9 protein-coding genes are annotated in these 11769 nt (G+C 68.4%); 5 read left to right on the top strand and 4 right to left on the bottom strand.

All coding sequences use genetic code 11. From position 1 onward, the window contains the following. Nucleotides 1–2: 2 nt before the first annotated feature. From AC3A6R_RS07195 to AC3A6R_RS07180, 4 genes are read right to left on the bottom strand one after another with little or no spacing between them, the layout of a single operon-like run. A complete protein-coding gene (locus AC3A6R_RS07195; RefSeq protein WP_487864119.1) occupies nucleotides 3–815 on the bottom strand; it encodes a carbohydrate ABC transporter permease in 813 nt (270 codons plus the stop codon). A gap of 16 nt (nucleotides 816–831) precedes the next feature. Further along, nucleotides 832–1701 (bottom strand): carbohydrate ABC transporter permease, encoded by an 870-nt coding sequence (locus AC3A6R_RS07190; protein ID WP_487864118.1) that lies wholly within the window; start codon nucleotides 1699–1701, stop codon nucleotides 832–834. 4 nt (nucleotides 1702–1705) lie between these two features. Continuing rightward, complete coding sequence (locus tag AC3A6R_RS07185; protein WP_487864117.1) at nucleotides 1706–2449, bottom strand: SDR family NAD(P)-dependent oxidoreductase; 744 nt, start codon at nucleotides 2447–2449, stop codon at nucleotides 1706–1708. Next, complete coding sequence (locus AC3A6R_RS07180) at nucleotides 2449–3768, bottom strand: ABC transporter substrate-binding protein (protein WP_487858353.1); 1320 nt, start codon at nucleotides 3766–3768, stop codon at nucleotides 2449–2451. The genes AC3A6R_RS07185 and AC3A6R_RS07180 overlap by 1 nt, the downstream gene beginning before the upstream one ends. 196 nt (nucleotides 3769–3964) lie before the next feature. Between AC3A6R_RS07180 and AC3A6R_RS07175 the strand changes: the two genes are divergently transcribed. The 5 genes from AC3A6R_RS07175 (at nucleotide 3965) to AC3A6R_RS07155 (ending at nucleotide 11742) form a co-directional block, all read left to right on the top strand. Next, nucleotides 3965–4987 (top strand): LacI family DNA-binding transcriptional regulator, encoded by a 1023-nt coding sequence (locus tag AC3A6R_RS07175; RefSeq protein WP_487864116.1) that lies wholly within the window; start codon nucleotides 3965–3967, stop codon nucleotides 4985–4987. 182 nt (nucleotides 4988–5169) lie between these two features. Further along, nucleotides 5170–6780, top strand: a complete 1611-nt coding sequence (gene xdhA, locus AC3A6R_RS07170; protein WP_487864115.1) for a xanthine dehydrogenase small subunit — start codon at nucleotides 5170–5172, stop codon at nucleotides 6778–6780. A 2-nt stretch (nucleotides 6781–6782) separates the two neighbouring features. Beyond that, nucleotides 6783–9251 carry a xanthine dehydrogenase molybdopterin binding subunit gene (xdhB, locus tag AC3A6R_RS07165; RefSeq protein WP_487864114.1) on the top strand — a complete coding sequence of 823 codons (2469 nt, stop codon included), beginning with the start codon at nucleotides 6783–6785 and terminating at the stop codon, nucleotides 9249–9251. A 63-nt stretch (nucleotides 9252–9314) separates the two neighbouring features. Next, nucleotides 9315–10274 carry a LysR family transcriptional regulator gene (locus AC3A6R_RS07160; RefSeq protein ID WP_487858349.1) on the top strand — a complete coding sequence of 320 codons (960 nt, stop codon included), beginning with the start codon at nucleotides 9315–9317 and terminating at the stop codon, nucleotides 10272–10274. An 88-nt stretch (nucleotides 10275–10362) separates the two neighbouring features. After that, nucleotides 10363–11742: an NCS2 family permease gene (locus AC3A6R_RS07155; RefSeq protein WP_487864113.1), complete on the top strand. Its 1380-nt coding sequence runs from the start codon at nucleotides 10363–10365 to the stop codon at nucleotides 11740–11742. Nucleotides 11743–11769: the final 27 nt, after the last annotated feature.

The raw sequence follows: 11769 nt of genomic DNA, 5'->3' as shown, positions 1-11769 counted from the left end.
TCCTAGCCTTTGACCGCACCCATCGCCAGCCCCGACACGAGCCGGCGCTGGACGATGAATGCAAGGATGAGCGGCGGCAGCGCGATCAACGTGGCGGCCGCCATCAGCGCGCCCCAGTTCGAGGCGCCTTCGCCGATGAAATTGAACGACGCCGCGATCAGCGTCTTGGTGTCGCCGTTCGACAGGACGAGCGCGAACAGGAAGTAGTTCCATGAGAAAACGAACGACAGGATCGACGCCACCACCACGCCCGGCATCACGAGCGGCAGCGCGATGCGCCACAGGATGCGCGGCACGCTGCAGCCGTCGACCTGCGCGCTTTCGAGCACGCTGCGCGGAATGTTGTCGAAGAAGGGCAGCAGCACCCAGATCACGATCGGCATGGTGATGGCCGCGTGCGTGAGGATCAGCGCCCAGTAGCTGCCGATCATTCCGGCCTCGCGGAACATCACGTACCACGGCAGCAGGAACAGCGTGCCCGGTGCCATGCGCGCGAGCAGCGTCACGGTGGCGGGCCAGGTGATGCGCGTCCACGAGACCGCGAATGCGGCCGGAATGCCCAGCAGCAGGCCGATGGCGGTCGAGCCCACGGTGATGACCGTGCTGTTCCAGGTGTACTGCAGGAACGGCGTGGTGCCGAAGAGCGTGCGGTAGTTCTCCAGCGTGGGCGAGAAGAACAGCTTGGGCGGGTAGGCCGTGACCTCGGCCGAGGGCTTGAAGGACGCGAGCGCCATCCAGGCAATGGGCAGCAAAATCAAGAGCGCCACGAAGGCGATCTGCAGCAGGTTCAGGCGTTGCACGAGCTTGTCGTTCATGGCTTGCATGCCTCCTTCACCACGCCACACGCTTGCGCGCCTGGGTGAGCACCATCACCGCGCCGAGCACGATGGCCGAGAGCGTGATCATCAGCGCGCTCGCATAGCCGATCTCGAACAGCTCGAAGCCCTTGCGGAAGCCGTAGATGTTGAGCGTGTTCGAGGCATTGCCCGGACCGCCCTGCGTGGTGATGTAGATGATGTCGAAGAAGCGCAGCAGGTCGACGCTGCGCAGGATGGCCGCCGTGACCAGCGTGGGCGCGAGCAGCGGCAGCGTGATGCGCCAGAAGGTCTTCCAGCGCGAGGCGCCGTCGATCTGCGCGGCCTCGTAGACGTTGGGCGGCAGCGACTGCAGGCCGCCCAGCACGATCAGCGCCACGTACGGCGTCCACTGCCAGGTGTCGATCATCGCCACCGTCGGGATCACCCACATCGGCGACGCAAGCCAATCTGAGCGCGGCAGCCCCGCGGAGGTCAGCAGGTAGTTGGCCGCACCGATGGACGGGTCGAGCACCACCAGCCACATCATGCCGACCACCACCGGCGGCAGCACGAAGGGCGAGATCATCAGCGTGCGCACGATGCCCGACAGCTTCTTGGAGCCGTGCAGCAGCAGCGCCACCCAGGTGCCCAGCACCAGCTGCAGCACCAGCGAGAGCACGTAGAGCACCAGCGTGATCTTCAGGCCGTTCCAGAACTCGCCGTCGCCGACCATCTCGACGTAATTCATGCCCCAGTTGAGCTTGGGTTTGCCGCCGAAGCTGAACTCGTGCAGGCTGAACCACACGGTGTAGGCGAACGGAAAGGCGATCATCGCGGTCGTGAAGATCACGGCCGGGAGCGAGAGAAACGCGAGCTGGCCGCGTGTGCCGATCGATTGGCTCATGGGTTCACCCTGCGAGAAAGCCGCCATCGACGGCCAGAACGGTGCCAGTGACGTAGTGCGCGGCGGGCGAGGCGAGGAACACCGCGCTGCCCGCGATGTCGCCGGGCTGCGCCCACTGGCCGAGCGGAATGCGCGAGCGGATGCGCTCGTAGTGCGCCGTGTCCTGCCGGCCGGCCGCGTTGATGGCGGTTTCCACATAGCCCGGCGCGATGGCGTTCACGCGCACCTTCTTCTCGGCCCAGGCCAGCGCGAGCGACTTGGTCAGCATGACCACGCCGCCCTTGCTGGCGCAGTAGGCCGGAATGAAGGGCAGCGCGACGAAGGCGTTCATCGAGGCCACGTTGACGATGCTGCCCCGGCTTTTTTCCAGCAGCGGCAGGCTCGCGTTGCACAGGCGGAAGGTGCCGGTGAGATTGACGTCGAGCACGCGCTGGAAGGTTTCTGTCTCGAACTCCTTGAAGCGCGAGAGGATGCCGGCGCAGTTGACCAGCGTGTCGAGCCCCTCGAGGCAGCCGACGAAGCCGGCGACCTGCGCATCGTCGGTCACGTCGAGCGTGCGCAGCGCGAGCCGGGGCGACGACGCGCGCAACGGCGCGAGCGAACTGGCCGCGAGCGCGGCCTCGTCGACGCCGGTTGCAATGACCTCGCAGCCCATCTCGAGGAACGACCGCGAGATCGCGGCGCCGATGTCGCCGGCGCCGCCGACCACCAGCACGCGGTGGCCAGCGGGAAAGTCGAACACCGCCATCAGTCTTTGGCGATGAGGGCGTCGAGCTTCTTGTCCGCGTCGGCGCAGGCCTCGGCGGGCGACTTCTGGCCCAGCAGCAGCTCGGTCACGGCCTGGCCGATGTGGTCGCGCGATGCGGGGTTGGCCACGATCGGATAGCCCACTTCGGAGGTGCCGGTGCGCGCCAGTTCGTTGACCGCCGCGACCCATTCGGCACGCACCGGCTGCTCGTCCATCCAGGCCTTGTAGCCGGGCGACTTGGCGACGGCCGAGCGCGGCGGCGCCACGCCGTCGAGCGCGAGCTTGGCTTGCACGGCCGGGCTGGTGGCCCACTGCACGAAGTACCAGGCGGCTTCCTTGTTCTTGCTGTGAGCCGAGACCGACATGGTCCAGCCGATCACCGTGGGGTGCGAGCCGCCGGGGCCGGCGGGCAGCACGGCCACGGCGGTGTCCTTCAGGCGCGCGCCGCCGTCCATCACGTTGCGCAGCTCGTTCGACGACTCGAACGCCATCGCCGCCTTGCCTTCGCGGTAGAGCGAGGAGATCTGATAGAAGCTGTAGTTCACCACGCCGGGCGGGCCGTAGTCCTTGAGCAGCTTGGCGTAGAGGCCCATCGAGGCCTGGCCTTCCTTGCTGCACAGCTGCGACTTGCCGTCCTTCATGTACTGCCCGCCCATGTTGTGCAGGAACACGCTGTAGGTGAAGGGCAGGGCGGGCTTCAGGCCGCGCGAGACGAAGGGCGTGACGCCCGGCTCGCAGGCCTTGAGCTTGGCGGCCACGGCCTCCAGCTCGGGCAGGTTCTTGGGCAGCGATACGCCGCACTTCTGGAACAGGTCCTTGCGGTAGTACAGCACCGGGCCCTCGACGTTCATCGGGATACCGGTGAGCTGCTTCTCGTAGGTGGCGTCCTTGAGCATGCCGGCGCTCAGGTCGGCGAAGTCGTAGTCGGTCGCGCTGGCGGTCTTCACCAGGCCCGACAGGTCGGCGTACCAGCCGGCCTTGGCGAACTGCATGCCCTCGCGCGAGGGCAGCGACATGAACACGTCGATCTCGTCGCTGCGCGAATTCATCACCGTGACCAGGCGCTGGCGCATCTGCTGTTCCTGGTAGGAGTCGACCTTGAGCTTCATGCCGGTCTGCTGCTCGAAGTCGTCCTTGTGCTTGAGCAGCGCATTCGCGACCGGGTTGTTGTTGGCCAGGAAGGTCACGGTCTTGCCCTGGTGCTTCTTCCAGTCGAAGGCCTGGGCAGCTGCCGTGCCGGCGCAGGCGGCGGCGACGACGAGCACCGCGATGGCGCGAACGTGCGGGCGAAGGGCGGGGCGGCGGAAGGGGGTGTGCATGTCTTGTGTCTCCTTTGACGTGTTGAAGGCGGGGTCACCGAGGTCGGCGATTCGCTTGTAACCGTTTACAGGATTTTCGGAATCGTGCGCCGCGGTGTCAACCCGAAAAGAACGCTTCAGCAGGGAAAAGGCTAGGGGATTTCCCCGAAAAATTGCTGTGATCGGCAACGTATCGTTTCCTGTAAACTGTTTCATCATGAAGCCGAAATCCGTGGGAATCCGTGACGTCGCCAAGCATGTGGGCGTGTCCACGGCCTCGATTTCGCGCACGATCAACAACCCCGAATCGGTGCGCCCCGACCTGCGCAAGCGCATCGATGCGGCGATCGCCGAGCTCGGCTACATCCCCGACGCCGCGGCGCGCGCGCTCTCCTCGCGCCGCACGCGCACGATCGGCGCGATCATCCCGACGGTGGACAACGCCATGTTCGCGCGCGGCATCGAGGCGCTGCAGAGCTACCTGTCGCTGCAGGGCTACCTGCTGCTGCTGTCCACCAGCGGCTACGACCCCGAGACCGAGGCGCGGCAGGCGCAGAACATGGCGAGCCGCGGCATCGACGGGCTGATCCTGCGCGGCGACACCCACACCGACGCACTGCGCCGGCTCTTGGCCTCGCAGCGCATCCCGTTCGTGAACGTGGGCGTGTACCACCCCGACAAGCCCTATGCCTCGGTGGGCGGCAACAACGAGGCCGCGGCCTACCGCGCCTGCCGCTACCTGATCGAGCTGGGCCACACGCGCATCGGCATGGTGGCGGCCATCTCGTCGAACAACGACCGCGCCACGGCGCGCGTCTCGGGTGTGCGGCGCGCGCTGGCCGAGAGCGGCCTCGCGCTCAGGCCCGAGTGGTACATCGAGGTGCCCTACCACCTCGACGATGCGCGGCAGGGCGCGCGGGTGCTGCTGTCGCCGCCGTGCGAACAGTGGCCCACGGCCGTGGTCTGCGGCAACGACGTGATCGCCTACGGCGTGCTGCTCGAGGCCGAACGCCGCGGCCTGCACGTGCCCGGCGACCTGTCGGTGATGGGCTTCGACGACCTCGAATGGAGCCGCCACCTGCGCCCCAGCCTCACCACCATGCATGTGCCGACCGACGAGGTCTGGACGCGGGCCGGCGAATACCTCGTGAAGTCGCTCGCGGGCAAGGCCGCCGCGCTGCACCACGAGGTCGACGTGTCGCTGGTGGTGCGCGAATCGACCGGGCGGCCGCGCGCATAGAAGCTCGTCGGGCACGCCGCCTCCCCGATGGCGCGAGAATTGCTCAGCCCGCCCAAGGGTTTCCCCGTACGCGCCATACCGGCGCCCGCATACGCGTTATGGGCGCCCCCGTATGCAACCTCGCGGACAAGCCGCTAACGTCCATGACTGGCCCGCCACGGGCCGCCCACGAGCCAAAAAGCATGAGCACCGACAGCAGCCACAGCAGCCAGATTCGTCCGATCCGCTTCTTCCACCGCGGCAAGATCGTGGAGGTGAGCGGCGTCCACCCGACCCGTTCGGTGCTCGACTGGCTGCGCGAGGACGCGCACTGCACCGGCACCAAGGAAGGCTGCAACGAAGGCGACTGCGGCGCCTGCACGGTGGTGGTCGGCGAACTGGCCGAGGGCGACGACGCCCAGGCGCCCGGCACCATCGACGGGCTCCGGCTGCAGACGGTCAATGCCTGCATCCAGTTCTTGCCGACGCTGCATGGCAAGGCGCTGTTCACCGTCGAGGACCTGAAGTCGCAGTGCGCGACCGCGGCGCCACCCAAGGGTGTCAAGCACCCCGTCCACACGCTGCACCCGGTGCAGCAGGCGCTGGTCGACTGCCACGGCTCGCAGTGCGGCTTCTGCACGCCGGGCTTCGTGATGTCGCTGTGGTCGAGCTACGAGCACCATCAGGCCCGCGGCACGCAGCCCACGCGCCAGCAACTGGCCGACGAACTGTCGGGCAACCTGTGCCGCTGCACCGGCTACCGGCCGATCCTCGACGCGGGCCAGCGCATGTTCGACCTGCCCGGCGTGCGGCTCGACACCAAGCCGGTGGTGGCCGCGCTCGCTTCGCTGCAGGACGGCGACGGGCTCGAATATGCCGCGCCGCTCGGTGCGCGCACCGACCGCTTCCATGCGCCGAAGACGCTGGCGCAACTGGCCACGCTGCGTGAGCGCAAGCCCGGTGCACAGCTGCTCGCGGGCTCGACCGATGTCGGCCTCTGGGTCAACAAGCAGTTCCGCGACCTGGGCGACATCATCTACGTGGGCGACGTGGCCGAACTCAAGACGATCGAAGTGCGCGAGGACGCGCTCTACATCGGCGCCGGCGCTTCGCTCGAAGCCGCCTTCGCGGCGCTGGTGCAGCGCGTGCCGAGCCTGGAGGACGTGTGGCTGCGCTTTGCCTCGCCGCCGATCCGCCATGCCGGCACCATGGGCGGCAACGTGGCCAACGGCTCGCCGATCGGCGATTCGCCGCCGGTGCTGATGGCGCTCGATGCCGAGATCGAACTGCGCCGCGGCGAGGCGGTGCGCCGCATGCCGCTCGCGGACTTCTACGTCGACTACATGAAGAACCAGCTGCAGCCCGGCGAGTTCGTGCAGGGGCTGGCCGTTCCGCTCGCGGCCATGCGCCGCCAGGTGCGCGCCTACAAGATCAGCAAGCGCTTCGACTGCGACATCTCGGCGCTGTGCGCGGGCTTCGCGCTCGAGCTCGAGGCCGATGGCGAGACCGTGAAGGCCGTGCGCCTCGCCTTCGGCGGCATGGCCGCGACCGTCAGGCGTGCCGCGAAAGCCGAGGCCGCGCTCGTCGGCCGGCCCTGGCGCCAGGCCAGCGTCGAGGCCGCCAAGCGCGCACTCGCCGAAGACTTCAATCCGCTCTCCGACATGCGCGCGTCGGCCGACTACCGCATGCAGGTGGCGCAGAACCTGATCCAGCGCCTGTGGCTCGAAACGCGTGCCGACGATCCGCTCGCGACCGAAGAAACCAGCGTCTGGAGCGTGATGCCGCATGCGGCTGCCGCCGCGGAAGGATCCTGACCATGAACAAACCGATCGACCCCCGGCTGCTGCAACCCGCAGAGGCCTTCGCGAACTACCTGAAGAACACGGCCGCGCGCATCGACCAGGGCGCCGAGAAGCAGGCGCACGCGCAGGGCGCGCGCGTCGGCATCAGCCGTCCGCACGAGTCGGCGCACCTGCATGTGGCCGGCGAAGCGACCTACATCGACGACATTCCCGAGCTCGTGGGCACGCTGCATTGCGCGCTGGGCCTGTCGCCGGCGGCCAGCGGCCGCATCACGGCGCTGTCGCTCGATGCGATCCGCGCGATGCCCGGCGTGGTGGCCGTGCTCTCGGCCGACGACATCCCGGGCAGCAACGACTGCGGCTCGATCGTGCATGACGACCCGATCCTGCTGCCGGTGAACGCGGGCGGCGAGATCCGCTACCTCGGCCAACCCGTGTTCGCGGTGATCGCCGAGACGCGCGATGCCGCGCGCCGCGCCGCGGCCAGGGCGAAGGATGCGATCACGCTCGAGGCCGAGCCGCCGGTCCTCACGCCGCAAGAAGCGCATGCGCGCGGCCAGTACGTGGTGCCGCCGATGCACATCGTGCGCAGCAGCGGCGCGGCCAACGAGGGCGACGAGGCCGCGGTGCGCGCGGCCATTGCCGGTGCACCGCACCGCCACAAGGCCAGCTTCGACGTCGGCGGCCAGGAGCAGTTCTACCTCGAAGGCCAGATCAGCTACGCCATTCCCAAGGAAGGCGGCGCGCTGCACATTCACTGCTCGACCCAGCACCCGAGCGAGATGCAGCACCTGGTGGCGCATGCGCTGCACCTGCAGTCGAACGAGGTGCATGTCGAATGCCGGCGCATGGGCGGCGGCTTCGGCGGCAAGGAATCGCAGTCGGCGCTCTTTGCCTGCGTGGCCGCCATCGCGGCGCGGCAGCTGCAGCGCCCCGTGAAGCTGCGGCTCGACCGCGACGACGATTTCATGATCACCGGCCGACGCCACTGCTTCTGGTACGAGTACGACGTAGGCTACGACGACGAGGGCCGCATTCTCGGCGCGGAGATCACAATGGTCTCGCGCGCCGGCCATTCGGCCGACCTCTCGGGCCCGGTGATGACGCGCGCGCTGTGCCACTTCGACAACGCCTACTGGCTGCCGAACGTGGCGATGCACGGCTACTCGGGCAAGACCAACACGCAGAGCAACACCGCGTTCCGCGGCTTCGGCGGGCCGCAGGGCGCGATCGCGGTCGAGAACATCCTCGACTCGGTGGCGCGTGCGCTGGGCCGCGATCCGCTCGACGTGCGGCGCGTCAACTTCTACGGCAAGACGGAGAACAACGTCACGCCCTACCGCCAGACCGTGACCGACAACATCGTGCACGAGCTCGTCGCCGAACTCGAAGCCACCAGCGACTACCGCGCGCGGCGCGAGGAGATCGCCGCCTTCAACGCGAAGAGCCCGGTGCTCAAGCGCGGCCTGGCGCTGGCGCCGCTGAAGTTCGGCATCTCCTTCAACGTGAAGCACTTCAACCAGGCCGGCGCGCTGGTGCATGTGTACACCGACGGCTCCATCCTCGTGAACCACGGCGGCACGGAGATGGGACAGGGCCTCAACACCAAGGTGGCGCAGGTGGTGGCGCACGAGCTGGGCGTGAGCTTCGAGCGCGTGCGCGTGACGGCCACCGACACCACCAAGGTGGCCAACACCTCGGCCACGGCCGCCTCGACGGGCGCCGACCTCAACGGCAAGGCCGCGCAGGACGCCGCGCGCCAGATCCGCGAGCGCCTGGCGGCGTGCGCGGCCGAGCGCCACGGCGGCGACGCGGCCGCGGTGCGCTTCGCGAACGACCAGGTCGAAGTCAACGGCCGCACGCTGGCCTTCAGCACCGTGGTGGGCGAGGCCTATCTCGACCGCAAGCAGCTCTGGTCGGACGGCTTCTACGCCACGCCGGGCCTGAGCTGGGACAAGGACAGGATGCAGGGCCGCCCGTTCTACTACTTCGCCTATGGCGCGGCGGTGAGCGAGGTGGTGGTGGACACGCTCACCGGCGAATGGAAGCTCCTGCGCGCCGACATCCTGCACGACGCGGGCAAGTCACTCAACCCGGCCGTGGACATCGGCCAGGTCGAAGGTGCTTTCATCCAGGGCATGGGCTGGCTCACCACCGAGGAACTCGTGTGGCATCCGCAGAGCGGCAAGCTCACGACGCATGCGCCGAGCACCTACAAGATCCCCACCGCCAACGACTGCCCGCCGGTGTTCAACGTGCGCCTGTTCGACGGCCAGAACGCGGAAGATTCCATCCACCGCAGCAAGGCCGTGGGCGAGCCGCCGCTGTTGCTGCCGTTCTCGGTGTTCTTCGCGATCCGCGACGCGGTGTCAGCCGCGGGCGGGCACCGCGTCGATCCGCCGCTCAAGGCGCCCGCGACGAGCGAGGCGATCCTGCGCGCGGTCACGGCAGTGACCGCCGCGACCGCCGCGCAGGCGGGATGACCGCCGGCGCCTCGATCCCCGGCGTATAACCGCTCGCACCGTCCACTACCGTTCGAGCGGCCCATGCGCGACCAGGCTCTTTTCGACAAGATCGATCTTCACCTCATCCGGGTGCTCCACACCGTGCTGACCGACCGCAGCGTCTCGCGCGCCGCCATCCGCCTGGGCATGTACCAGCCGGCCGTGTCGGCGGCGCTCAAGCGGCTGCGCGAGCTCTCGGGCGATCCGCTTCTGGTGCGCTCGGGCTCGGGCATGGTGCCCACCGACGCGGGGCTGCGCATGATCGAACCGGCCGCGAGCATCCTGCGCGCCGCCGAGATGCTGTTCTCCGATGCGCGCGGCTTCGAGCCGCAGTCGGCGGCCACCACCTTCCGGATCGCCGCGAGCGACTACATGGACCCGCTGTTCCTGCCGATGCTCGTGGCGCAGGTCAAGCGCGAGGCGCCGTTGTGCCACATCGAGATCCACGCGCTCTCGCCCGACTCCGACTACCACGGCCATCTGTCGCTCGGCCAGGTCGACCTGGTGATCGGCAACTGGCTGAAGCCGCCCGAAGACCTGCACATGGCGCGGCTCTTCGGCGACGAGGTGGTGTCGCTCGTCAACCAGGACCACCCGGCGGTGCGCCGCGGCTGGGACCTCGAAACCTGGCTCGCGGCCGAGCACATCGCGCCCACGCCGATGCATCCCGGCGGGCGCGGCATCATCGACCAGATGCTCGACGAGCTCGGGCGGCAGCGCAATATCACGGCGCGTTGCGCGCACTTCGGGCTCATCCCCGACATGGTCGCCTCCAGCCTGCTGGTGCTGACCACAGGCCGCCAGTACTGCGAGCGCTTCGCGGCGCGGCTGCCGGTGAAGATCCTCGACTGCCCGGTGGCCCTGCCGCGGCTCATGTACTACCAGCTCTGGCACGAGCGCACCCATTCGTCGAGTTCCGCGCGCTGGCTGCGCGACTGCATCAAGGGCGTGGCGGCATCGCTGCGGCCCCCGCACGCCCCCGACAGCCCCGATCCGCCCTGAGCGGTGAGCCCCCGGTCGCGCCGGCGTCGCGCCCGGAAAGGCACGATGAAACAACGACCGCCCAATACAACAGCTGGAGACAAGCGAAATGAACAGGTTTGAAGAGGTGCCCAAGCTCACCGATCCCGCCGCACCGGTGGCGGCCGCGCGCGGCGTGCCGCACGGCGGAGGCTGGCTCGAGCGCATGTTCGGCCTGGCCGAGCACAACACGACGGTGCGCACCGAGGTCATCGCCGGCCTCACCACCTTCCTGACGATGGCCTACATCATCTTCGTCAACCCGTCGATCCTCGGCGACGCGGGCATGCCGAAGGGCGCGGTGTTCGTGGCCACCTGCCTGATCGCGGCGCTGGGCACGCTGATCATGGGCCTGTATGCCAACTACCCGATCGCGATGGCGCCGGGCATGGGGCTGAACGCCTACTTCTCGTACGTGGTGGTGCTGGGCATGGGCTACACGTGGCAGGTGGCGCTCGGCGCGGTGTTCATCTCGGGCTGCCTGTTCCTCGTGGTGACGGTCACGGGGCTGCGGGAGCTGTTCATCCGGGGCATACCGCAGTCGCTCAGAACCGCGATCACGGTGGGCATCGGCATGTTCCTGGCGCTCATCGCGCTCAAGAGCGCCGGCGTGGTGGCCGCCTCGCCCGCCACCTTCGTGACGCTCGGCAACCTGCATTCGCCGCCGGTGATCCTGGCCACGCTGGGTTTCCTGATCATCGTGGTGCTCGACCGGCTCAAGGTGCGCGGCGCGATCCTGGTCGGCATCATGGTGGTGACGGTACTGTCGTTCTTCTTCGGCGGCAACAAGTTCAACGGCATCTTCGACGCGCCGCCGTCGGTCATGCCCACCTTCCTCGAACTCGACATCATGGGCGCGCTCCAGGGCGGCATCCTCAACGTGGTGCTGGTGTTCTTCCTGGTCGAGATGTTCGACGCCACCGGCACGCTGATGGGCGTGGCCAAGCGCGCCGGGCTGCTGGTGCCCGGCAAGATGGAGCGGATGAACAAGGCGCTCCTGGCCGACAGCGGCGCGATCTTCGCGGGCTCGCTGCTCGGCACCTCGAGCACCACGGCCTACGTCGAGAGCGCGGCCGGCGTGCAGGCGGGCGGGCGCACCGGCCTCACCGCGGTGGTGGTCGCCGTGCTGTTCCTGGCCTGCCTCATGATCTCGCCGCTCGCGGGCTCGGTGCCGGCCTATGCCACCGCGCCGGCGCTTCTGTTCGTGGGCTGCCTGATGCTGCGCGACCTGGTCGAGCTCGACTGGGAAGACACCACCGAGGTGATCCCCGCGGTGGTCACCGCGCTGGCGATGCCCTTCACCTATTCGATCGCCAACGGGCTGGCCTTCGGCTTCATCACCTATGCGGTGCTCAAGCTGTTCACCGGCCGGGCACGGGAAGTGCATGTGATGGTCTGGGTGATCGCGGCGATCTTCCTGTTCAAGTTCGCCTACATCGGCGGGCATTGAGGACGCCCCCCGAAGCGGCTCACTGCG

This window comes from Variovorax sp. Soil_C_19 (assembly GCF_057657255.1).
The sequence above is the reverse complement of the archived record's forward strand: the minus strand, read 5'-3'. Positions and strand labels throughout refer to the sequence as shown.